General features: G+C 70.3%; 16 protein-coding genes and 2 pseudogenes. 5 read left to right on the top strand and 13 right to left on the bottom strand.

What is annotated here, in order from left to right; translation table 11 throughout:
- Window positions 1-85 precede the first annotated feature (85 nt).
- Window positions 86-1,630 (top strand): IS21 family transposase, encoded by a 1,545-nt coding sequence (gene istA, locus J4N02_RS04230; RefSeq protein ID WP_208091126.1) that lies wholly within the window; start codon window positions 86-88, stop codon window positions 1,628-1,630.
- On the top strand, window positions 1,627-2,403 hold the full coding sequence (istB, locus tag J4N02_RS04225; RefSeq protein ID WP_188332510.1) for an IS21-like element helper ATPase IstB: 777 nt from the start codon (window positions 1,627-1,629) through the stop codon (window positions 2,401-2,403). The genes istA and istB overlap by 4 nt, the downstream gene beginning before the upstream one ends.
- Window positions 2,404-3,055: 652 nt before the next feature.
- On the opposite strand, the gene J4N02_RS04220 is transcribed toward istB, so the two are convergent.
- From J4N02_RS04220 to J4N02_RS04185, 7 genes and pseudogenes are all read right to left on the bottom strand, one after another.
- A complete protein-coding gene (locus J4N02_RS04220; RefSeq protein ID WP_188332509.1) occupies window positions 3,056-4,306 on the bottom strand; it encodes an IS256 family transposase in 1,251 nt (416 codons plus the stop codon).
- A 241-nt stretch (window positions 4,307-4,547) separates the two neighbouring features.
- Window positions 4,548-4,853, bottom strand: a pseudogene (locus J4N02_RS16740) (transposase family protein); the annotation flags it as partial.
- 585 nt (window positions 4,854-5,438) lie between these two features.
- Window positions 5,439-5,819 (bottom strand): hypothetical protein, encoded by a 381-nt coding sequence (locus J4N02_RS04205; RefSeq protein WP_182814351.1) that lies wholly within the window; start codon window positions 5,817-5,819, stop codon window positions 5,439-5,441.
- 63 nt (window positions 5,820-5,882) lie between these two features.
- Entirely contained in the window at window positions 5,883-6,266 is a 384-nt protein-coding gene (locus tag J4N02_RS04200; RefSeq protein ID WP_182814350.1) for a hypothetical protein, read from the bottom strand.
- Window positions 6,267-6,281: 15 nt separating this feature from the next.
- The gene (locus J4N02_RS04195; RefSeq protein WP_188332508.1) at window positions 6,282-12,140 is read right to left on the bottom strand and encodes a DUF6531 domain-containing protein; all 5,859 of its coding nucleotides are present in this window, start codon (window positions 12,138-12,140) and stop codon (window positions 6,282-6,284) included.
- Between the two features lie 139 nt (window positions 12,141-12,279).
- Entirely contained in the window at window positions 12,280-13,092 is an 813-nt protein-coding gene (locus J4N02_RS04190; protein ID WP_188332507.1) for a spermidine synthase, read from the bottom strand.
- A 132-nt stretch (window positions 13,093-13,224) separates the two neighbouring features.
- Window positions 13,225-14,055: an alpha/beta fold hydrolase gene (locus tag J4N02_RS04185; protein ID WP_188332506.1), complete on the bottom strand. Its 831-nt coding sequence runs from the start codon at window positions 14,053-14,055 to the stop codon at window positions 13,225-13,227.
- A gap of 112 nt (window positions 14,056-14,167) precedes the next feature.
- On the opposite strand from J4N02_RS04185, the gene J4N02_RS04180 reads away from it, so the two are divergent.
- From J4N02_RS04180 to J4N02_RS04170, 3 genes are all read left to right on the top strand, one after another.
- Window positions 14,168-14,833, top strand: coding sequence for a hypothetical protein (locus tag J4N02_RS04180; RefSeq protein ID WP_188332505.1), 666 nt, complete (start codon window positions 14,168-14,170; stop codon window positions 14,831-14,833).
- A complete protein-coding gene (locus tag J4N02_RS04175) occupies window positions 14,776-15,357 on the top strand; it encodes an OmpA family protein (protein ID WP_208091125.1) in 582 nt (193 codons plus the stop codon). Before J4N02_RS04180 ends, J4N02_RS04175 begins: the two co-directional genes overlap by 58 nt.
- A gap of 183 nt (window positions 15,358-15,540) precedes the next feature.
- Window positions 15,541-16,761 (top strand): TsoY family (seleno)protein, encoded by a 1,221-nt coding sequence (locus J4N02_RS04170; RefSeq protein ID WP_182814344.1) that lies wholly within the window; start codon window positions 15,541-15,543, stop codon window positions 16,759-16,761.
- Window positions 16,762-16,981: 220 nt separating this feature from the next.
- Here the strand turns inward: J4N02_RS04170 and J4N02_RS04165 are convergent.
- The 6 genes and pseudogenes from J4N02_RS04165 to dgoD all read right to left on the bottom strand — a co-directional run bounded on the left by J4N02_RS04165 (window position 16,982) and on the right by dgoD (window position 24,124).
- Window positions 16,982-17,837: pseudogene (locus J4N02_RS04165) on the bottom strand (IS5 family transposase).
- Between the two features lie 33 nt (window positions 17,838-17,870).
- Window positions 17,871-18,680: a DUF559 domain-containing protein gene (locus tag J4N02_RS04160; protein WP_188334737.1), complete on the bottom strand. Its 810-nt coding sequence runs from the start codon at window positions 18,678-18,680 to the stop codon at window positions 17,871-17,873.
- 137 nt (window positions 18,681-18,817) lie between these two features.
- Complete coding sequence (gene clpB, locus J4N02_RS04155; RefSeq protein WP_188334736.1) at window positions 18,818-21,394, bottom strand: ATP-dependent chaperone ClpB; 2,577 nt, start codon at window positions 21,392-21,394, stop codon at window positions 18,818-18,820.
- 85 nt (window positions 21,395-21,479) lie between these two features.
- Window positions 21,480-22,346, bottom strand: coding sequence for a sugar kinase (locus J4N02_RS04150; protein ID WP_188334735.1), 867 nt, complete (start codon window positions 22,344-22,346; stop codon window positions 21,480-21,482).
- On the bottom strand, window positions 22,343-22,972 hold the full coding sequence (locus J4N02_RS04145) for a bifunctional 4-hydroxy-2-oxoglutarate aldolase/2-dehydro-3-deoxy-phosphogluconate aldolase (protein ID WP_223202747.1): 630 nt from the start codon (window positions 22,970-22,972) through the stop codon (window positions 22,343-22,345). The genes J4N02_RS04150 and J4N02_RS04145 overlap by 4 nt, the downstream gene beginning before the upstream one ends.
- Before the next feature lie 3 nt (window positions 22,973-22,975).
- On the bottom strand, window positions 22,976-24,124 hold the full coding sequence (gene dgoD / locus J4N02_RS04140) for a galactonate dehydratase (protein ID WP_188334734.1): 1,149 nt from the start codon (window positions 24,122-24,124) through the stop codon (window positions 22,976-22,978).
- Window positions 24,125-24,127 lie beyond the last annotated feature (3 nt).

Genomic DNA, 24,127 nt, shown 5'->3' with positions numbered 1-24,127 from the left:
TCCGGATAGCCCTGCGGTGCTGACTGCACTGGGGAAGGGGCCCGGCGACACCGTGAAGAAGAACGGCACACAGACAATGGAAATCTTGGAAGCATTCGACAAGACGAAGAGCGCGCACAGCGCTGCGAAGTTGGCCGGTTGTGACCCGAAGACGGTCCGCCGGTTGGTGGCCCGCCGGGAGGCCGGGTTGGGCGTGGACGCGCCGATCGAGCGGCCCCGTCTGGTGGACGGGCACACCGACCTGATAATGCAGTTGGTCAACGGCTCCGACGGCACGATCCGTGCCGATGTGGCGCACGAGAAGCTGGTGGCGTGCGGCTATGAGGGATCGGAGCGGACGACGCGGCGGGCGGTCGCGGCAGCGAAGGCCGGCTGGCGCCTCGAGCACGCCCGTTCGAACCGGCCCTGGATCACGGTGCCGGGGATGTGGTGCCAGATCGACTGGGGTGACGGGCCCAAGGTCCGCGACCTGAACGGCCGGCTCCGGGCGACGGTGTTGTTCGTGGCGTGGGTGGCCTGGTCACGGTTCCGGGTGGTGATCCCGTGCTGGGACCAGACGTCGGAGTCGTTGGCGACGTGTCTGGACTCGATGTTCCGGTTGATCGGCGGCGTCACCGATTACGTGTTGACCGACAACGCCAAGACGGTCACCGTGCAACACATCGCGGGGGTGCCGGTCCGGCACCCGTTGATGGTCGACCTCGGCCGGCACTACGGCACCACGGTCCACACGTGCGTGCCCTACGACCCGCAGTCCAAGGGTGGGGTGGAGTCGTCGGTGAAGATCGCGAAGGCGGACCTGTTACCGAAGAAGACGAACCTGCGTGAGGAGTACGAGTCGATGGACGAGCTCGCCCAGGCGTGTGGGGAGTTCATGGGCAAGGTCAACGGCCGGGTCCACCAGGCCACCCGCCGCCGCCCCGACGAAGCCCTCGTGGTGGAGCGCGGGTTCCTGCACCCGGTCCCGACCGAACCCCACACGACAGCCCTCGGACAAGCCCGGATCGTCGCCGCGGACCAGACGGTGTCGTTCGGGTCGGTGCGTTACTCGGTGCCGCCGAAGCTGCAGGGCGCCCGCGTGTGGGTCACCGTGCAGGGCGACGAGGTCGTCATCCGGGCAGACGCCCGCCGGCTCGCCGTGGTCCCCGACTGGGCTCAGGGTCGGGGCTTGGTCGAGGTCGCCCGGCACCGGACATCGACGCCGGGGAACCCGCGGATCAACCTGGCGCATTACCCCGACCATCCCCAGAACCCCGACGGCACCCCCGCCACCCCGAAACCACGCGCCGGGTCACTGCTGGAACAGGTGTTCCTGTCGATCGGGCCGGCGGCGGAGTTGTGGCTGATCGCCGCCTGCGCCCACGGCGTGGAACGTATCGAGTCGAAGATGCGCGCCATCGTCGACCTCGCCGCGTTGCGGGGCAGCCCCCTGGCCTGCCAAGCCCTCGAAACGGCCGTCCAGGCCGGCCGCTACGGCTGGGGTGACGTCGAATCGATCGCCGAGTTCATCGCCACCACCGGCCACCACCACGACCCGATGGTGATCGCCGGCGAGCACGCCTCGACCCAACCCGGGACCGGCGGGTGGGCCGGGTTCACGAACACGACCCCGACAGGAGCCAGCCGATGATCACCGACACCACCGCACCAGCCCTGCCCGAGGCGTTGGATGCCGCCCTGCGCCGGATGCGCTTGCCGTACCTGCGTCAGGCTGCCCCCGACGTCCTCGCCACCGCCCGCGCCCAACGCTGGGACCCCGCCGAGGTCGTCCGCGTGCTGCTCGCCGAAGAGATCCGCGGCCGCGACCAGGCCACCCGCACCAGCCGCCGCAAACTGGCCGGCCTGCCCGCCGGGAAGACGTTCCAAGCCTGGCGGGAGTCCGATTCGTCCATCCCGCCGGCGACCCAAAGCGGGCTGGCGACCTTGGAATGGATCGGTCGGCACGAGAACCTGGCCATCGCCGGCCCGTCCGGGACCGGGAAGACCCACTTCGTGGAAGCCCTCGCCCACAAGGCCATCGACCATGACCTGAAGGTCGCTTGGTTTACCCTGGAATCGTTGACCGCCCAGATCACCAGGGCGAACGCCGACGGCAGCATCGCCCGCACCGTCGCCCGGATCACCCGCGCCGATCTGGTGGTCATCGATGACATAGGCATGCTTCCCGCAGGGCAGGCCGCCGCCGAAGCGTTCTACCGAGTCGTCGAGGCCGCCTACGAACGCCGCTCGATCGCCGTCACCAGCAACATCCACCCCTCCGGGTTCGACGCCCTCATGCCCAAAACGCTGGCCACCGCCGCCGTCGACCGACTCCTCCACCACGCCCACGTCATCATCACCGAGGGCAACTCACTCCGACTGTCCGACGCCGTCGCCGGAAGGGGCGTGATGCCCCTGACCTAAACCCCCGGCAGGGAGATCAGCTGGCCACCAACAAGGACATCACGTGACCGTCTACGAGGAGATCACGTGACCGCCCACAGGGAAGTCCCACTGGCCATTGACAAACATCACCTCGTGGCAGCCCATGCTTCGCTAGCAACAGCATCAGATCACTACCTTTCGTCGTTCGACTGTTCACTCAACCGCGAGCCCGGCTTGACGCCAGCGCCGGTCCACCGCTGACTCGGCAATGCACTCCTCGAAGGCAGCCCAACGGAAGCCCTCCCGCCTTCCAGGAGCACGCGGCCCGAACGCGCGATTCACGCTCCTCAGCCTGCGCGATTTCCCGAGGCCGGGGCGATCGAACCCGCCGACGTCGGCGTGCACAATCTCCGGCGACGCTTCTCGGTTCATGGTGAGTTCCCGTCATCCTCACCCACCTCCGAAATGTCCGGGTCCTCGGACCAAAGGAAAATATCCATCACAGACCTTGAGACGGCTTCAGCCACAACGATGTGAGCCTGTCGCCTTCGATGCCCAACAGCGTGCCGTCGGCCACCTCAACCTGAACGCCATCGCCTGCCCAGTCCAGGGGATACACGTGCACCCAGCCTGACACCGGGGACTGTCCGACGAACGGTGTAACTGACCATTCTTGTTGTGTGGACTACTGCTAGTTGTCTTCGGCGGCCGGCATGCGGTCGGCGAAGGTGATGGCGAATGCGTTCAACGCTGGCTTCCAGCGTGTAACCCATCGTGTCTGACCGGTGCCCTTGGGGTCCAGACTCCGGGTGACCAGGTAGAGGGTCTTCATGGCGGCCTGCTCGTTGGGGAAGTGCCCGCGGGCGCGGACGGCACGCCGGAAGCGGGCGTTCAACGACTCGATCGCGTTCGTCGAACACAGCACGCGTCTGATCTCGACGTCGTAGGCGAGGAACGGGGTGAACTCCTCCCAGGCGTTCAGCCACAGGCCTTTGATGGCGGGGTAGGCGCGGCCCCACTTGTCGAGGAACTCGTCGCGGGCCCGGACCGCGTCGGCGATCGTGGCGGCGGTGTAGACGGGTTTCAGCTCGCGGCTGATCTGGTCCCAGTACTTTCGTGAGGCGTACCGGAACGTGTTGCGGATCAGGTGGATGATGCAGGTCTGCACGATCGCCTTGGGGAACGCGGCGGCGACACTGTCGGGGAGCCCTTTGAGCCCGTCACAGACGATGAAGAACACGTCCCGCACGCCGCGGTTGCGGAGCTCGGTGAGCACGTTGAGCCAGTACTTGGGCGACTCGCCGTCCCCGTTGCCGCCGGCCCAGATCCCGAGGATGTCCTTGTGACCGTCCAGATCGACGCCGATTGCGGCGTAGAACGGCTGGTTGGCGACCTGGCCGTCCCTCACTTTGACCATGATCGCGTCGATGAAGATCGCGGCGTAGACCTTCTCCAGGGGGCGGGCCCCCCACGCCTGCATCTCCTCGACGATCTTGTCGGTGATCCGGCTGATCGTGTCCTTGCCCACGTTCGCCCCGTACACCTCGAACAGGTGCGCCGAGATCTCCCCGGTGGTCAACCCCTTCGCGTACAGGCTGATCACCAGCGTGTCCAGATCGGTCAGCCGGCGCTGCCGCTTGGCGACAATCACAGGTTCGAAGCTGCCCTCCCGGTCCCGGGGAACGTTGATCACGACCTCGCCCGAGGTGTCGGTCACCACCGTCTTCGACCGGTAGCCGTTGCGCGAATTCGCGCCGTTGCGGCCGGCCGGGTCGTGCTTGTCGCAGCCGAGGTGGTCGACCAGCTCCTCCTCCAGGGCGGACTCGATCACGGTCTTGGTCAACTGCTTCAGCAAGCCGCCCGGGCCGGTCAGATCCCCGCCCGCGCCGCGGGTCCGGCGGACCAGCCCGCGCAGCACCTCGGCCTCCTGACGTGACAACACGACCGGCTCGGCCGGCTCGGCCGGCTCGCCTCCCGCGACGAGTCGTGGTGGCTGATCCCCCCACGAACGCCGCTGCCATCGCTTGCTCTTCCTCGTGTGGCTCCACGACCACCAGTGTTTCGGTCATCATGACCCCCTCCTGCCCAACCGGGCCGTAGGGCCAGTTACACCGTTCCTGCGATAGACCCTCGTCGTCGGCGAGGGCGCTCAGGATGGGTTGGATAGAGCACCACACTGTCTTCCATGCCACCCCGAGTTGGCGGGCCAAGCCGTGGATGGAGGCGTGTTCGCGGCGGAGTTGCTCGATCACCCACCGGCACGCCCGCGTGGTCAACAACGCCCGCGGGCGGGCGACCTCCTCGTCCTGCTCGGTGAACACCCGGGTCGCACACGCAGGCTCCACGCACCGCCACGTCCGCTTGCGCCACCGCAGTCGAGTCGGCCGCGCGAAACACGGGATGTCGACCAGGGTCGTCGTTCGCCGGCCGTGGCTCTCGGCGACCACCCCGCACGACGGGCAACCAACCGTGGTGGATGCCGACTCCATCGTCACCACCAGCACGTCGTGGGCCTTCTCGACGTCGACCACGTGCAGGCCCTCCAGACCGACGAGCAAGTCGCAGTGGTCGCAGTACGAAGGGGTCGTGGCAGCGCAGCAGCACCCCGTAGGCTCGGACACGTCGAGGCCTTCCGGTCAGGTTGAACAGACGCTTCCGATCCTGAAGGCCTCGACCCCCAACCACCCTCACCCGCTCTCCGGCGTGTCGCGCTCACCCCCACCCCAAGGTTGAAGAGCCACTAAAAGTGTGCAAGTCAGGTCGTAGTCGGCCTCCACCAAAACCTGCGCCATGATGGGGGGCACCACCTCAGCTATGACAGCGTGCGGCATCCCGCCCAGAAGCCTACGGGCGATCCCCGCATGACGATGAGACAGTGCGCGATCAACGATCTCCGGACACAATGACCGCGTGTAATCCCAGGGAAGTGATCCCAAAATCCACACGCATCAGTCCGATGAATATCGTGCAGGGCGCCCCTCAAAGATTCGGTGAGATCCTCATCGCTCGCCCCATTTGCCAATCCTGTAATGAAGCGCACCCTTAGTCAACGGAAGAATCCCAATTACTCCAGCTCATTTCCGTTCCTCATGGCCAACCTGCTCGCCCTCCCGGGACCCGCCCAGTGCCCAAGGCACCGCTCCCTCATCGTCGGAAAAGACCTCCACCCAGCGGCCATCCGACAGTATGAGGGTCGGATCCGATCGCAGCCCCAACCCCTGCCGATCGCAGCCCACGATGGAGACCCCGATCAGGGAGTCAACCAACTCGGTCGCCTCCACCATGCCGCCCGAGAATGCAAACGTCCGATCGGCTGCAAGGACCCGCCATGAAGCGTTGATGGTCAGCCCCCATCCCCGCCCGCCCAAGCGAAGCACCGGGTCGTCGAACCGCGCCTCCTCGACGAGCAGTGGCCCGCGTTCGGCCAGCCACTCCGTGAGTTGCTCGGTCGTCACCTGACATCCCCTCCCGTCGCCGCGTATCGAGCCTCTCGCCAGCACGCGTTCTCGTCTTTCATGTCAGATCCATGCCGGATCGGACGGCGACCCCACGAACGTGTTGCCAGGCACGCTCAGGACCCACGGGTCCGTGTGATGATCCGAGAAGACCTCGAGGCGGCGCCCGTCGGACAGGACCAGTGCAGGATCAGATGTCAGCAGCCTCCCCTGTGAGCGGACTCCCACGATCTCCACACCGATCAATCCGGACACTGCCTCCCGCGCGTCCCGGGTTTTCCAGGAGAACGCGACCGTCCCGTCGGCGGTCAGGAGCCGCCACGGGGACAACGTCGAGAAGCTCCAAGAGTCTCCACTCAACGACAAGCTGGGCTCCTGGTAATCCGCCGACGCAACGGCGAGTGGCGCGCGTTCAGCAACGGCTGACGAGATCTCGTCGATAAACATTCTTCCCCTTCCATTTCAGTGCAGTTCCACGTGCGTCTGTGCCCGAAACTCCGCCTTCCACGCGGCACCCGACTGGCCGGGGCCGGGTTGTGGCTGCCTCCCGGTGAACGGATTGATGGGTTGGTCTGCCCCCGTCGTGAAGGACGCCCGAAGAGGTGCCTGACCGGATGGTTCCATGATGCGGACTTTCGTTCCATCTGGAAGGACATATCCAGTGCCGGGGCTCGAGGTGCCGAACGTCGGGAGACCTGCATCTTGGAAGCCCTGCTCCAACCGGACACGGTCCGTCGGCACGACGACGCCATCGGCGCTAGCTATGAAATCCGGACCGCAACTGGCGTTGTTGTTGTGCACCAGCACCCACGTGTCACTGTCGGTGGCGACGTGGTAGTTGTGCAGGCCTTCGACTTCGAGGTTGTACACCGTCTGGCGGCGTCCGGTCGCCTGGATGCTGGCCACGACAACCACGTCACCCACGGGCGTCCGCAGTTGGTCGCCTTCGTGCAGTTCGCCGGCCGGCGTGTAGCCGCGGCCCTCGACATAGAAGGGGTGGTTGGCGGTCGTGGTGACCGAACCCTGCTCGGTGGTGACGACGAGCGTGTCGACGTCCTCGTGCACGAACGTCCGCGACACGCGGGCCGACTCATTGGCGCCGGTCTCGGCGTTGAACGCGAGCACCTCATCGCCCACGGCCACGTGCTGGATCGCCTTGGACGACCCGTCGGCCATGAGCACCGGCGTGTCCTCGGCGAAGCAGCCATAGCGGGCCACATCGGTCACGTGCGACAGGGCGCCACCGCCGGCTCCGAGAACGGTCCCCTGCGCCGCGCCCTGCCCGGTGGCCGACAGGAAGCCCTCCAAGGTGAGCGGCTGCCCCGACGTCAGGTAGGACAACCCGCCCGAGAAGCCGCCGTCCATGCCGCCCTGGATCGCCCCGGTCAGGATGTTGCGGCCCAGACAACTGGTCAGGCCCGAGGTCATCTTCGCCGCCGCGGCTGCTGCCCCGCCTCCGGCCAGGCCGGTGACCGCACCCACGGCGCCGTCGAGGGCGACCTTCCCCCAGTCGACCGACCCGTTGGTCGACTTCTGCGACCAGATCGACGACCCGGCGCCCATCGCGGCACCGGCGATCATCGCCGCGCCGATCGGACCGCCGATGCCGGTGCACATCACCGCGACACCGCCCACGATCAGGGCGCCGGCGACGATGTACTCCCAGTTGTTCGACACCCAGTCCGACGCCGCGGCGACCGCGTTCCCGAGCATCCCGTTGTTGGAGTCCCGGTAGGCTTGCAGTTCGGCTTCAGTGACCGGCCGCAACCCCCACGGGTCGGACGCGTTCACCGGGTCGTTGCCTGCGAAGCTGTACGGGTTGCCCGCCCACGCCGAGGCCGTCACCGGCTCCAGCGGGTCGGTCGACAGGAACCCGCGCGTGGCCGGGTCGTAGGCACGCGCCTGCATCCACTCCAGGCCCTCGACGCTCACCCCGCCCGACGACGTGATGGACGCCCCGGGCGGCAGCCCGGCACCCGCCAGCGTGTTGGCCAACCCCCACGGGGAGGCCGGGCCGGCGTCGCGACCGTGGGCGTCCGGCAGCACCCACGCGGGGTCGACCCCGTCGCGCGTGGTCAACGCCGTCGCCGCCAGCGCGTTCACCACGACGGTCGCCCCGAACTGGGCCAGCGACGGCAGCGCGGCCGCCGAGTCCCAGTACAGGTCGGTGCCGTCGACCGACGCGAGCTCACCCAGGGCGTCCACGCGCAGCGAGCGTGCGGCCGTCGTCACCCGGTCGCCCTCGTGCCGGACCGCCGTGATCCGGGCCAGGAAACCCTGCGCGTCCCACGCGAACAACCGCTCGCCCGCGGGGCCGGCCTCGCGGGTGCGGCGTCCGGACCCGTCGTAGGCGTACTCCGTCCGCGACCCATCGGGGCCCGTCGCCACCAGCAACTGGCCCGCGACGTCGTAGGCGTAGCGGGTGACCTGTCCGTCGACGGTCTCCGCGGCAAGGCGTCCGTTGGCGTCCCAGTCGTAGGTGAAGCTCGTGCCCTCCGAGGTCTGGCCGCCGATCAGCTGCCCGGCGTCGTCGTGGGCGTACTCGGTGCGCAGCCCGTCGCGGACCTGGGCGACGATGCGCCCGTCAACATCCCGCTCGATGCTGGTCACCTGCAGGAAGCCACGCCGGTTCACCCGGTGCTCGACCACCATGCCATCGGCGTAGGCCCACGTCGCGTGCAGCCCATCAGCAGCCAGCGACACGATCCGACCCAGCGCGTCGCGCTCCAGCACCGCACGGCCCACGCCCGGGTGCTCGACGGCGGCGAGGCGTCCGTTGTCGTCGTACTCGTACTGGGTGGTCGACCCATCGGGGCGCACCATCGCCGTCCGGTGACCATCGGCGTCATAGGCGTACCGGACACCCACCCCGTCGCGCAGCCGGTGGGCCAGGTTGCCGGTCGCGTCCCACGCCAACTCGTGGACGGTCTCGCCCTGCAGCACGCGCACCGTGCGGCCGGCGAAGTCGCGCTCCACCCGCGACAGCACGACCCCATCGGCCGAGGTCGCGCTGCGGCGTCCGTGCTCGTATCCCCACTCCAAGGTGCGGCCGTCGGCGTCCACCCGCTTGGTCGGACGCCCCGCCGCGTCATAGCTGTACCGCGTGACCCGACCCAACGGGTCGGTCTCGGACAGGACGCGCCCGAGCGCGTCGTAGGTGCGCTCCGACCGTCCGCCGAGCGGGTCGATCGTGACCACGCGTTGCCCCAGCGCGTTGTACTCGAACCGCGTCACCCCACCCAGCGCGTTCGTGGCCGACACCAACTGGCCCGCGGCGTCATACGCGAAGCGACGGGCACCGTTCCACGGGTCACTCACCCGGGTGATGCGACCGATTTCGTCGTAGCGGAACCGCACCGTGCCCCGGCCCGGCTCGACGCGCGAAACCACCCGACCGTTGGAGTCGTACTCGGTGTGCACCTGCTCACCGGTCGGCCAGGTCTCGGCGACGATCCGACCATCCGCATCGCGGGTCACCTCGTACCGCTGGCCGCCCGTGCTGACCGTGGCCGCCCAGCGCCCACACGCGTCGTACTCATAGCGGAACGTCCGCCCCATCGGCTGGGTGACCGCCACCACGCGACCCGCCGCGTCCCGGGTGATGCGGGTCACACCTCCGGCGGCGTCGGTGGTCTCCAGGACGCGGCCGCACAGGTCGTGGACGTACGTCGTCACGCCACCATCGGCGGCGGCCGAGGCCACCACGCGCCCCAGCGCGTCCCGGGACACGGCGAGCCGCTCGTCACCGTCGACGAAACCGGTCGCCCACCCCGACGGGTCGGTCTCGACCTCGCGCTGGTTGCCGGTGGCATCGGTCGCCCCGGTCAGGTAGCCGGTCGGGCCGAACTGCATCTGCCACGTGCCGCCGGTGGCGTCCGTCGTCTCCACCAAGCGGGACAGGACGTCGTAGCCGAACGACCAACTCGACCCGTCGGGCAACTCGACGGCCGCGAGGCGCCCGAGGTCGTCGTGGGACGAGGAGATGGTGCGACCCAGCGCATCGGTGGTGCTGGCACGCTCACCGTGCTCGCCGTAGGCCATCTCGGTGCGGGCACCGGTCGGGTCGACCACAGCGCTCTGTCGGCCGGCCGCCGTGTGCTCGTAGCGCCACGTCGCGCCGGTCGGGTCGGTCCGGCTGACCAGCGCGCCGGAGACCGCGTCGTAGCGGTACTCGGTCCGATGCCCCAGCGGGGTGATGGCGGCGGTGACGCGGCCCGCGGCGTCCCGCTCGAGGCGGGCGGTGTTGCCCTGCGCGTCGGTCGTGGCGACGAGGTCACCGAAGCTGTCGTGCTCGAACCGGACGCGCACTCCGGTCGGGTCGACCACCTCGGCGAGCAGCCCGCGGCGCCAGGAGAACCGGGTCACGCCGCCGCTGGGGTCGACCGCGACGCTCGGGTTGCGGTCCTCGCCGGCGTACTCGTAGCGGGTCACGGCCCGCTGCGCGCCGTTCTCGACCACCACCTCCACGACGCGGTCGGCGTCGTCGAACGCCCAGCCGTGGCGGGCACCGCCGGGCAGCACCCGCGCGGTGCGCCGACCGCGGTGGTCGTACTCCGACACGGACACCTGGCCGTCGCGCTCGGTGACCATCACGGCGTTGCCGTGCGGGTCGTAGGCGGTCGACTGCCGGTTGCCCTCGCCGTCGATGACACCGACCAGCCGGCCCTTGGTGTCGTGCACCCACGTGTTGGACCGCGACCCGTCGGTGTCGGCGACCGCCGTGATGCCCCCGGGGAGGTAGGTGAACCGCGTCACCCGGCCGAACGGCGACAACTGCGTGGCGACGCGGCCCTGCTCGTCGTAGGTGTTCTCCGCCTCGACGACGCCGTCGGCGTCGGTGACGCGGTCGACGAGGCCGGCGGCGTTCCAGCCGTAGCTGCGCGTGCCGGCCGGGCCGGCGGCCGCGACGAGGCGGCCCGCCTCGTAGGTGAACGCGACGACGCGGCCGTCGGACGCCTCGAGCCCGACCACACGCCCGTCGGCCCAGCGCACGTCGATCGCGCGGCCGAACTCGTGCTCGATGCGGATCAGGGTGCCGGTGGCGTCCCGGAGGAGGTCGAGGCGCGACCCGGGGCCGCCGTCGACGGCGGCCAGCGAGCCCGCGGCGTCCAGTTCGAAGCGCAGGCCGGTGCTCGTCGACACCGCGAAGCCCGCCCCCGTGCGGTCCAGCCACAGGTTCTCACCGGTCGCGCGGGCCCAGCCGTCGCCCTCGCGCGGGAAGACCACCACTCGCCCGTCGAGCAGGGTGAGGCGCGCGGCGTCGTCGGTGAACGCGAGCCCGGCCTCGGGCCACGACGACCACCCGGGCCCGAACGAGCCGGTCTCGCCGTTGAGGGAGTTGTACGTGCGCGTCCACACCAGCGAGGCGGCGGGGCCGGTGAAGGCGAGGTCGACCTCGTTCTCGAGGAAGTTGCCCGAGGCCGTGTTGACCGGGTCGTTGGAGTAACCGGTCGTGGGCGGCGACCCGTACGCGGTGGGCGGGTCGACCTGGATGTCGGTGCGCGACTGCGAGACACCGGCCGCGCTCAGGGCGGCCGTGATCACGCTGTTCGAGATCGTGATCTGCCCGTCGCCGCCCGCGGCCTCGAACGCGCCCGCCACGATGTCGGCCCACCGCGCGTCCTCCTCGTTGGCGGTCAGCCAGGTGGAGAAGGCGGTGATGACGCCCGAGGCGTCCAGCGTCGCCCACGAGCAGGCGGACGCGAACGTCGAGGTCTGGGTGGTCAGCTCGCCGGGCTTGCCCGCGAGCTCGCTGTCGGCGTTGCGCGTGTTCGTCGCGAAGGTGCGCAGCTTGGCCGGTCTCGCCGAGGACGTCCCGCCGCCACCCCCGCCGCCGGTGGAGGGCGTGGGCGTGTCCCGGGAGCTGGTGGGGGCGCTGACGGAGACGGCCTGCGGGGTCGCGGTCCCGACCTCGGTGACGGGCGGGTCGGGCTCACCGACCAGGCCGTGCCAGAGCTTCTCCAGCTCGCCGCGGTTGGCCATCATGGTGGCCCACTCGCGGGCCTTGCGCCGGCGCTCGTTCTCGGCGCGGGCCTCCTCCTCGACGCCGGCCACCTTGGTGGCGACCAGGCGGAGGTTGGTCACGATCTCGTCGAGGTCCCCGATCTGGACGGTGCCGTTCGTGGCGAACACTTGGGAGAAGTGCCCCTCGAAGTCGGTGCCGCCGTCGGTGCGGTAGCCCTGCCGGGCGCCGCGCTGGCCCGACAGCGCCGTGGCCGCGGCGCGGAAGACGCGCTTGAGCTCGGCGGAGACGTCGAAGTCGAACTCGACGTCGGGCATGCCCTGCAGGGAACCCAGGTTGGACGTGTTGACCGACACCATGGCGGACGACCCTTCGATGACGCTTCCCGGCCGCGGGGGTGACGGCCGGGTGCCCCGTGGGGGTGGGACGCGACCACGGTAACGCGTCCGGACCCCCGACTGCCCGCCTTCCACAGGGGAGCACTCCCCACGCGTCGGGTCAGCTGAACCAGGTGCCCCGGCGTGGGACGGGCGAGGGCTGCGGCTCGGCGTCCGAGAAGGGTTCGGCGCCGCCGATCCAGTCGGCCACCTCCCGGCCGGTCAGGTAGCGGTAGGGGAAGGCGGCGCGGGCCGCGTGCCGGGACAGGTCCGTCGCGGGCAGGGGTCCGTCGGCGGCGACGAACACGAGGTTGCCGAACCGGCGTCCCTTCCAGACCGCGGTCTCGGCGCTGACCAGCATCGAGCGGTGCACGTCCCTCACCGCGGCCCCGAACCGCCGCGCCCACGCGAAGGGGGCCCGGTCGGTCACGTTCGCGACGAACACCGCACCCGGACGCCGGCGCGCGGCCACCTCGTCGAGGAAGTCGGCCGTGGCCAGGGACTCGGGCACGCGGGGTCCCTCGAAGGCATCGAGGACGAGCGCGTCGAAGTAGTTCGGCGGCATGGCTTGGAGGCCCTCGCGACCGGGCGTGACGCGCACGCGGATGCCGGAGCGCGGCGGCAGCGGCATCAGCCGGCGCACCTCGTCGACGAGGTCGCCGTCAGGCTCGCAGACGACCTGTTGCGTGCCCGGACGCCGCGCCGCCACGTAGCGCGGGATCGTCAACCCGCCACCGCCGAGGTGGACGATCCGCATGGGTTCACCGACCGGGCGGGTGAGGACCGTGGCGTCGAGGGCCTCGACAACCCGCTGCACGTACTCGAACTCGATGCGCAGTGGGTCCGCGGTGTCGACCCACGACTGCGATGTGAGCCCGGCGACCACGCGGAACGCCCCCGGATGGAACGGGTCCGCCTCCACGTGTGCCTGCATGGACCTGACGCTAGCGCGCCCAGCGCCGAGGGCTTGGGTTTTACGGGTCGAGGGCTTGGGTTCGGTCCCAAACCCAAGCCCTCGGCGTTGAAAACTCAAGCCCTCGGCGTCAAAAACTCAAGCCCTCGGCGCTCAGAGCGAGCCCAGGAACTCCAGCAGCACCCGGTTGAACTCGTCGGCGTGGGAGGTGTTGATGCCGTGGGGGCCGCCCGCGACGACGTGCAGGCGCGCGCCCGGGATCATCTCCGCCGAGCGCTTGCCCGACGGCGGGAACGGCACGTTGTTGTCGGAGTCGCCGTGGATCACCAGCGTCGGGACGGTGAACTTCGCCACGTCGTCGCGGAAGTCGGTCGCCCACGCGATGATCGTGTCCTGCAGCGCCTTGTCCGCGCCCTGCCCGGTGATGCGGATCACGTCACGGAACTGGTCCTCGGTGATCGTGAGCTCCGAGGGGTTGCTGAAGAACCAGGTCATGAACTTCTCCAGGAACCCCTGCCGGTCGCCGCGGCACTCGTCGCGCAGGCCGGCGAAGCCCTCCATCGGCATGCCGCCGTCGGGGTTGTCGTCGGTGATGCACAGCGCGGGCGTGATCGCGGCCGCGAGCACGGCGCCAGCCACGCGCGACTCGCCGTAGGTGCCGATGTAGCGGGCGACCTCGCCGCCGCCCATCGAGAAGCCGACGATGACCGCGTCGGTGAGGTCGAGCTGGGTCATCAGCTCGTTGAGGTCGGAGGCCAGCGTGTCGTACTCGTAGCCGTCGGGGGCCTTGTCGGAACGGCCGAAGCCGCGGCGGTCGTAGGTGATGGCGCGGTAGCCGGCGTCCACCAGGGCGGGCACCTGCGCGGCCCATGCCTCGCCCGAGAGCGGCCAGCCATGGATCAGCACGACGGGGCGTCCGTCGCCGCCGAAGTCCTCGTAGTACAGCTGCAGGTCGGTGTCACCGGGGATCGTCACGTACGGCATGCGGGCCTCCTCGTCGTCGAGTTCTACACCGACGACCCTAGCCAGCCGCGGGCCCCGGCGGGAGGCCCATGGCAGGATGGACGGGCCGAGACCAGGAGGGAACCCCGCCACCATGTCTCGACAGCCGCGCCACCGTGCGTTCGTCCTCGCCACGCTCGCCCCCTTCGCGTTGGCCGCCTGTACGGGCCCGGACGCGCCGACCCCGTCCCCCACCCCGGACGCCTCGGTCCCCGCCTCGCCTCCCCCGACGGCCGCGTCGCCGACCGCTTCCCCCTCCGCCGACGGATCGCCTGCCTCGGCCGCCCCGGCCGGGGAGGCGTCCACGCTCGGCGTGCCCCAGGACGTGGTCGAGCGGGTCCGTGCCGTGTGCGCGCCCGGGCCGGGGAAGACGGTCGAGGACCTCCCCGACATCCCCATCCCGGCAGTGGACGTGGAGGGCACCAGCGTCCCCGCCGCACGCGCGGGGTCGATCGAGGTCGAGGCCATCGAGGTGCCGGCGGTGCGGATCCCCGCCACGGTCGCCGAGGCCGGCTGCGTCGTGCGCCACGACGCCCCGGCCGGCTGCCTGGCGAAGATCGAGTTCTCCCCGGCCTGGATCCCCGCGGTGCGCGTGCCCGGTTTCCGGGTCGTCCAGCCCAACGGCACGGTCAAGGAGGTGCCGGGCCGCGAGGTCGAGGCCCGGGTCGTCGAGGCGGGTCGGTGGAACAGAAGTGCCAGATCGTGCGCGAGACCTCGACCAGCGGGGTCATCCGCAGCGGGCTCATCCGCAGCGGCCTGATCCGCTCGGGCGCCATCCGCAGCGCAGCCGTGGAGGGCCGCGAGAGCGTCCCGGCCGCGTCGGTCCCCTCCATGAGTGTCCCGGCGGTGTCCTTGCCCTCGCAGTCGGTGCCCGCCGAGTCGCTGCCCTACGAGCGTCTCTCCGAGGGCGTGGACGCTGCTCGCGGGAGCGAGACGGTCTCTTACCAGGCCTCCGAGAGCGTCCTGTTCGCGTACAACGAGTCCGTGCTGCTGCCCGCGGCCGGCGAGACCCTGGATGCGATCCTGGCCGATGCCCGCGCGAAGGGCTTCAACGGCCCCGTGAAGGTGGAGGGCCACACCGACGACACCGGCCCGGACGCGGGCAACCAGGCACTGTCCGAGGCGCGGGCGCGGGCCGTGGCCGACCACCTGACCCGCCACGGCGTCCCGGCGGACCGGATCACCGTGGTGGGCCACGGCGAGGCGATCCCCGCCCACCCCAACGACTCCGAGGAGAACCGCGCCCGCAATCGTCGCGTGGTGATCGACTTCACCCAGGACTAGGACCCGCAGGACCGACACTCGACCCCTCCCAGAGGCGCTCCGGGAGGGGTCGAGTGTCGGTGGTGCGGGCACACGCTACGATGGATTCGATACCCCCGGGGGTATTTGCTAAGGTCACTCTGTTGATACCCCCGGGGGTATCGCCGCGTCAACGACCAAGCAACGATCCCAGGAGCCCCGACGATGCCTCGCTTCGCCCAGGACTACCGACCGCTGTACTTCCTCGCCGCACTCGGAAACGGCGGCCTGTCGGTCTCGTTCTTCATGTACCTGATGTTCCTCATCCCCCACCCCGACACCCCCGTCCCGACCTTCGAGTCGCTGGTGGCCGTCTACACGACCCAGGGCCTCGGCCTGCAGGTGATGACCACCCTCGCCCTGGTAGGGGTCGCGTGGTTCGCCGTGCGCCACCTCGTGGTGCTGGCCGCCAACCTGCGCGCCCTGTCCGCCTTCCGCCGCAGCCCCGGCTACGCCTCGTTCCTGCAGGGCAACGGCGAGGTGACCCTCATGGCCGTTCCCCTCACGCTGGCCATGACCGTGAACGTGCTGTTCATCCTCGGCGCGCTCGGCGTGCCCGGCCTGTGGGGCGTCGTGGAGTACGCCTTCCCGGTCGCCCTGCTCGCGTTCGGCGCGATCGCCGCGCTCGCCTTGGCCTGGTTCGGCCGCTACCTCTCCCGCCTGATCGCCCACAAGGGCTTCGACGTCGAGGACACCAACCACTTCTCCCAGCTCCTGCCTGCCTTCGCCTTCTCGATGATCGCCGTCGGCTTCGGTGCATCGGCCGCGATGAGCAAGGTGCTGGCAACCTCGGTGCTCGGCATCATCGGTGCCCTCCTCTTCCTGACCGCCACCGCCGCGTGGATCCTCGTCAAGCTGCCCGTCAGCTTCGCCGCCATCCTGCGCAAGGGATTGGCGCTCGAGGCCGGACCCACCCTGTGGATGGGCATCCCGATCCTCACCCTGGTCGGCATCACGTTCATCCGCGTGGGGTCGGGCATCAGCCACAACCTGCTGGGCACCAAGCTGCCGCCGGTGCTGGCCTTCATCGTGCTCACGCTGCTGGTCTCGGGACAGGTCCTCATGGGCGCGATCGGCTGGGCCGTCATGCGCAAGCAGGGCTACTTCGCGCAGTTCGTGTGGGGCGAGAGGGGCAGCGTGCCCAGCTACGGCCTGGTCTGCCCCGGCGTCGCCGCGGCGGTGCTCGGCATGTTCTTCATCCACTGGGGCCTGGTGAAGACCGACGTCATCGCGTTGTGGTCGGTCCCGCACATCGCGCTGCTGCTCGTGGTCGCGGCCCTGCAGGCCCGCACCATCCAGGTGCTCCGCCGCCTCGACCGCAAGCTGTTCGCCAGGACCGAGCCCGTGCGCGACCCGGCCCCCGAGCCCGCGCTCGAGACCGTCTGATCCTCCTCGAACCACGGACGCCGTGGGCCCACCTCGCCGGGCCCACGGCGTCCGTGCTTCTCGCGGACCCGCACTACCTACAGTCCACCGACTCCGGAGGCCCGCACCGACCCGTCGAGTGTCGGTCCTGCGGGTTTCGGCAGCCTCCGTTGCCGCGTCCGCACCAGGTCACGGACGATGGCGACGAACTCCTCGGGGGTCTTGAACACGACCTCACTGCCTAGGGCGTGTCGCGTAACTGGTCTCGTAGGCAGATGATGGTGCTGGCCAGGACGAGGCCGGCGCGGTAGTTGCGAGCGAGTTTGTCGTAGCGGGTGGCGATGGCGCGGAACTCCTTGATCCGGTTGAAGAAGCGTTCCACCACGTTCCTGCCCTTGTAGATGGTGGGATCGAAGGCAGGTGGGCGACCGCCGCGGCTGCCCTTGGCCTTGCGACGGGCGATCTGGTCGGAGCGTTCGGGGATGGTCACCTTGATCCTTCGCCGCCGGAGCTCGGTTCGGGTCGAGGGATGGGAGTAGGCCTTGTCCGCGACCACCCGGACAACCCGGTGAGGGGCAAGATCGATCACATCCAACAGGCGGGGGTTCTCACCGGCCTGACCCGGGGTGACCACCAGCGAGCACAGGTGACCGGAGGCGTCGACCAGGGCGTGGGACTTCGTCGTCCACCCGCCACGGGAGTGCCCCAAGGCGTGATCAGCTGGTTCGGCCCGAGGATTCTTGTAGTTCGGTGGATCCCCCTTTTCGGGCGCCGGCAGCGTGCTTGTGGGCCCGCACGATCGTGCCGTCCACCACCGCGACCAGACCTTCTGCCTCCGGTGAACCGGCGATGGCGGTGAGGATCTTGTCCCAGGTACCGTCCTGGGCCCACGCGTTGAAGCGGCGCCACAAGCTCGACCACGATCCGAACTCGGCCGGCACGTCCCGCCACGGCGACCCCGTCCGCAACCGCCAACAGATGCCCTCCACCGTCCGCCGGTGGTCATTCCACGGACGGCCGCCCTTCGCGCCCCCACGCGGCATCAACGGCTCAATCCGCGCCCACATCTCGTCACTGAACTGAGGACTCCTGGTCACAAAGACAACCCTGACCCCCACCACCCAAATCAGTTACGCGACACGCCCTAGGCGCACCACCTCCCAGCCCAGGCGCGCCAAGCGCAGGTCACGCACCTTGTCGCGCGTGGCGTCCCCATCCTCGGAGTGATACCCGGACCCGTCGAGCTCGACGACCAGCCACAGGTCCTCGAACACGAGGTCGCCGTAGCCGACCCGCTCCCCCGGGCCGGCGAGGATGGCCCGGTTGGCGCGCCAACCCGTGATCGAGGCGCCCCGCAACAGCTCGTGGGCGGCGCACTCGAGCCGCGACCAGGGCCGGTCGCGCACGAGGTCGAGCTCGCGACGCAGGCCGGCGTACCCTCGCCGCCGCGGGGTCGCGGTCAGGGCCTCCCGGATCCGGTCCAGCTCGATCCCGCGCCGGAGCGCATCGTCGAGCCGCGCCGGGCCCTCGCGCAGTGCGAGGTCGAGCGCCGTCAGCGGGAAGGTGGTGATGCGCACCCCGTCGACCGTGCGGACCAGACCCCGCGGCACCCGGCGCCGTTCGAGGCGCACGCCCCGCCAGGCGTCGTGCACCCGCGGCGTGGCGACGTCGAGCGCCGTGGGGCGGCCTAGGTCGGTCCAGCCCCCGATCTCGGCGGCGGCGCGACCGGTGACCACGGCGTCCGGGTCGGACAGGCATACCGCCCGCGCCCGCGTCTCCAGGCTGTCGGCGTGGTCGGGTCGGGCGTAGATGTTGGGCAGGACCCGCACCAACAGCCCCTGCCGCACGGCATGGTCGACCTGGTGGCGCAGACCCGGGTGCTTGCGCCGATCGAGGAGGCCGTGGGCGCGGTCGAGTTCGTGAGCCAGCTGGGGGTGCATGGGAACCATCCCAGCAGGACGCGCAGCAACGCAGAAGAACTCGCCGCCCACCCTGTGGACAACCGCAGGAACGACACTCGACCCCTCGCGGAGGCGTTCCGGGAGGGGTCGAGTGTCGATGGTGCGGGGCGTTCGCGTCAGTCGCGCACGACCAGGCCCGAGCCGTCGGCGTCCACGTCGAACGTCACCGTCTGGCCGTCGTGGAGCTCCCCGGCCAGCATGCGGCGGGCGAGGGCGTCCTCGATGGTCGTCTGGATGAGCCGCTTGAGCGGGCGCGCGCCGTAGACCGGGTCGAAGCCGGTCGCGGCGAGCCACGCCTTGCCCGCGTCGGTGACCTCGAGGGTGATCCGGCGGTCGGAGAGCCTGGCCGCGACGCGCGCGAGCTGGATGCCCACGATGTGCGTCAGGTCGTCCTGGCTCAGCGGGTCGAACATGACCACGTCGTCGAGCCGGTTCAGGAACTCCGGCTTGAAGGCCTGGCGCACCACGCCCATCACGGCCTCGTGCTTGGTCTCGGGCTGCAGGTTCGGGTCCGCGAGGAACTGCGAGCCGAGGTTCGAGGTCATGATCAGGATCACGTTGCGGAAGTCGACCGTGCGGCCCTGCCCGTCGGTCAGGCGCCCGTCGTCGAGCACCTGGAGCAGGATGTTGAACACGTCCGGGTGCGCCTTCTCGACCTCGTCGAGCAGCACCACCGAGTACGGACGCCGGCGCACGGCCTCGGTGAGCTGGCCGCCCTCCTCGTAGCCGACGTAGCCCGGAGGGGCACCGACGAGACGCGAGACGGTGTGCTTCTCGCCGTACTCGCTCATGTCGATGCGCACCATGGCGCGCTCGTCGTCGAACAGGAAGTCCGCCAGCGACTTGGCCAGCTCGGTCTTGCCCACGCCCGTGGGGCCCAGGAACAGGAACGAACCGGTCGGGCGGTTCGGGTCGGAGATGCCGGCCCGCGAGCGGCGCACGGCGTCCGAGACGGCCCGCACGGCCTCGCGCTGCCCGATGAGGCGCTCACCGAGGTGGGACTCCATCGACAGCAGCTTCTCGGCGTCGCCCTGCAGCATCTTGCCGACGGGGATGCCGGTCCACGCCGACACCACCTCGGCGATGTCGTTGGCCGAGACCTCTTCGGCCACCATCGGCACGCGGCTGGCGTCCTCCTCGGACGCCTTCTCCAGCTCGGCCTCCAGGCCGGGGATGCGGCCGTAGAGGATCTCGGACGCCGTGGTCAGGTCGCCCTCGCGCTGGGCCCGCTCGGCCTCGGCGCGCAGGTGGTCGATCTCGGTCTTGATGTCGCCGACCCGGTTGAGGCCCTGCTTCTCCGACTCCCAGCGAGCTTCCAGACCGCGTAGCGTCTCCTGCGCGTCGGCCAGCTCGGACGCCAGCCGCTCGCGCCGCTCGGTGCTCGCGGCGTCCTGCTCCTTGTCGAGCGCGAACTGCTCCATCGTCATGCGGTCGATGGTGCGGCGCAGCTGGTCGATCTCCTCCGGGCTGGAGTCGATCTCCATCCGCAGGCGCGAGGCGGCCTCGTCGATCAGGTCGATCGCCTTGTCGGGCAGCTGGCGGCTGGTGATGTAGCGGTTCGAGAGCTGGGCGGCGGCGACCAGGGCGCCGTCGGTGATGCGCACCTTGTGGTGTGCCTCGTAGCGCTCGCGCAGGCCGCGCAGGATGGCGATGGTGTCCTCCACCGACGGCTCCCCCACGAACACCTGCTGGAAGCGGCGCTCCAGCGCCGGGTCCTTCTCGATGCGCTCGCGGTACTCGTCCAGGGTGGTGGCACCGATCATGCGCAGCTCGCCGCGGGCGAGCATGGGCTTGAGCATGTTGCCGGCATCCATGGCGCCCTCGCCGGACGCACCCGCGCCGACGACGGTGTGCAGCTCGTCGATGAACGTGACGACCTGGCCCTCGGACTCCTTGATCTCGTTGAGGACGGCCTTGAGCCGCTCCTCGAACTCGCCGCGGTACTTGGCGCCCGCGACCATGCTGGCCAGGTCGAGCGAGACGACCCGGCGGCCCTTGAGCGAGTCGGGCACGTCGCCGGCGACCACGCGCTGGGCGAGGCCCTCGACGACGGCGGTCTTGCCGACGCCGGGCTCGCCGATGAGGACGGGGTTGTTCTTCGTGCGGCGGCTCAGCACCTGCACGACGCGGCGGATCTCGGAGTCGCGACCGATCACCGGGTCGAGCTTGCCCTCGCGGGCGCGCTCGGTGAGGTCGACCGAGTACTTCTCCAGGGCCGACTCGCCGCCCTCGGACTCGGCCGAGGTGACCCGCTTGCCGCCGCGGGCGGCGTTGAACGCCTCGGTGAGCTGCTCGGGCGTGGTGACCTTCGCCAGGATCGGCTGGGCGTCCGAGGCGACGGACGCCAGCGCGATGAGCAGGTGCTCGGTCGCGACGAAGTCGTCGCCCATCTGCTCGGCGCGGGTCTCGGCGTCGGCGAGCACGCGGGCGAACGAACCCGACAGCTGGGGCTGCTGCACGCTCGACCCGGTCGAGGAGGGCAGCTTCTTGATCGCCGCCACCGCAGCCGCGTCGATGGCGGCCGGGTCTGCGCCGACGGCCGACAGCAGCGCCCCGACGGTGTTGTCGGGCACCATCAGCAGCGCGTGCAGCAGGTGGCTCGGCTCGGCGTTCGGGCTGCCGGCGGTCAGAGCGTTGCGCAGGGCGGCGCTGACGGCGTCTCGGCTCTTCGTGGTGAGTTTCGCAGTGTCCATGCGGGGCGTTCCTCCTGTGGAGAACATAAGTTGAGTACGTCAGACTCAACTTTATTTACGCCCTCAGTATTCCACTTTTTGGCCCCTAATCCACGTGTCGGTGGGGCAGACCCTCCCAGTCCCCCGCACTCCCCACGCACGCCGCGGCGACATCAACGCCCCGCGCCAGCGCGGCTCCGGGGTCGAGCCCGTCCAAGCGTCCGGACAGGTAGCCGGCGCACAGGGCGTCGCCGGCACCGATCACGTCGACCACCTCGATCTTGCGCGCGGGCATGTGCGCCTCGCGTCCCGCCCAGAACACTGACGCCCCCCGCTCGCCCCGCTTCACCACCAGTTCGTCCACCGCCGCGGCCGCGGACGCCTCGACGAGCGGCAGTTCCTCCTCCGAGGCGATGAGCACCGACACGTACGGCATCAGTGGCACGAGGGCGGCTCGCGCCGCGTCCTCCGACCACAGGGCGGGGCGGTGGTTGACGTCCAACGACACCGGGACGCCCTCGGCGTGGGCGGCACGGGCCAAGGCCAGGCACGCCTCGCCCGCCGAATCCGACAGTGCCATCGTCACGCCCGTGAGGTGGACGCGTCGGCACCCCGGCAGCGCGGCCAGCACGTCGCCCGCGGCCAACCGGGATCCGGCCGAGCCAGTCCGGACATAGGTGACCCGGCGGGCATGGTCGGCCGGCGACTCGAGCACCATCACCCCGGCCGGGGCGGCGTCCCGGACGGCGAAGGAGGTGTCGACCCCTTCACCCGCCAGAGTGGCGAGCACCCAGTCCCCCAGGGAATCGGCGCTGACCCGACCCACCCAGCGAGCACTGTGCCCCCACCGGGCGAGCCCGATCGCCACATTCGACTCGGCTCCGGCGACGTGGGCCGAGGGCGTCCAGCCGGCCGCGATGCGCGGCGTCCGGAAGGAGACCAGCGCCTCGCCCACGGTCAGCAGGTCGGTCACGCGAACTCCGCGGCGAGCCCGGCGAACGCGGCCGCCCGCTCGGCGAGGGCGTCGAGCGACCCGCCGCCTGCGGCATTCCCGACCAGAGGACCGCCGACGCCGACCGCCACCGCTCCGACGCGGAGGTACTCGCGGGCGCGGTCGAGATCCACCCCACCGACGGGCACGAACGGCACCTGCGGGAAGGGGTCGCGCAGGGCCTTGAGGTAACCCGGGCCGCCGACCGAAGCCGGGAACAGCTTGACCGCGGTGGCCCCCAACGCCAGGGCGTCGAGGGCTTCGGTGGCCGTCTGGGCACCACCGAGCACCGGGACGCCCAGGCTCGAGCCCGCGGCGATGCCGGGCGTCAGCGCGGGCGTCACAAGGAACCTTGCCCCCGCCTCGACGGCCGCCTCGGCATCGAACTCGGTGATCACGGTCCCGGCCCCGATCAGGCAGCCGGGCACCTGCGCGAGCGCGGTGATCGCCTCCAGCGCCCCCGGCGTGACCAGCGACACCTCGATCAAGGGGACGCCCGCCCCCACCAGCACCTCACCCGCCGCAACGGCCGCCTCAGGCGACGAGCCTCGGATGATGCCGACGACCCGATGGGCGCGCAGCAACGACAACAGATCCATCTTCAGCATTCCTCACCATTCTGCGAACGAGCCGTCGGTGTGCCGCCAGACCGGGTTGCGCCACGCGTGTCCGCGTTTGTCGGCCGCCCGCACGGCGTCCTCGTCGATGTCGACGCCCAGGCCTGGACCCATCAGGCGTTCGACGTGACCGTCGACGAACGCCAGCGGCGCGGTGTCGGCGACGTAGTCGAGCACCTCGGCACCCTCGTTGTAGTGGATGCCGATGCTCTGCTCCTGGATGAGGTGGTTGGGGGCCGCGAAGCCCACCTGCAGGCTGGACGCCAGCGCAAGGGGCCCCAGCGGGCAGTGCGGGGCGAGATGAGCGTCGAACGTCTCGGCCAGCGACGCGATGCGCCGCACCTCGGAGATGCCGCCCGCGTGCGACAGGTCGGGCTGCACCACTGCGACCCCGGCCTGGAGGACCGGCAGGAACTCCTGGCGGTTGTAGAGCCGCTCCCCGGTCGAGATGGGCACGGTCGTGCTCTGCACCACCTGCCCGATGAGGTGGCTGTTCTCGGGCACGAGCGGTTCCTCGATGAAGAACGGGTGGTAGGGCTCGATGATGGGCGCGACCCGTCGCGCGTCGGCGAGCGTGAACCGGCCGTGCAGGTCGACGGCCACGTCGCGGTCGTCACCCAGCACCTCGCGCGCGGCCGCGACCCGGCGTTCGACCCCGGCCAGGGCGGCGCGGGTCGCAACGGGGGCCATGCGCCCCGACGCGTTCATCTTCACCGCCGTCATACCGGCCTCCACCTGCGCGGACACCTGGTCGGCGACCTCGTCGGGCTCGTCACCGCCCACCCACGCGTACACGCGGATCCGGTCGCGCACCGGCCCGCCCAGCAGCACGTGCACGGGGACGCCCAGCGACTTGCCCAGCAGGTCCCACAGTGCCTGGTCGATGCCGGCGACGGCCGAGCCCAGGATGATCCCGTGGCGGTAGAAGGACCCCTTGGCCATCACCTGCCAGTGGTCCTCGATGCGGAACGGGTCCTGGCCCACGATCAGCTCGGCGAGCTGGTGCACCGCCGTGCGCACGGTCTCTGAACGCCCCTCACAGGACGCCTCACCCCACCCGACGAGCCCCCCGGAGGTCTCGATGCGGACGAACAGCCAGCGGGGCGCGACCAGGAAGGTCTCGACCCTGGCGATGGTCTCCATAAC

The organism is Propioniciclava sp. MC1595 (assembly GCF_017569205.1).
Taxonomy (GTDB): domain Bacteria; phylum Actinomycetota; class Actinomycetes; order Propionibacteriales; family Propionibacteriaceae; genus Propioniciclava.
This window is presented reverse-complemented; position numbering and strand designations above follow the sequence as displayed.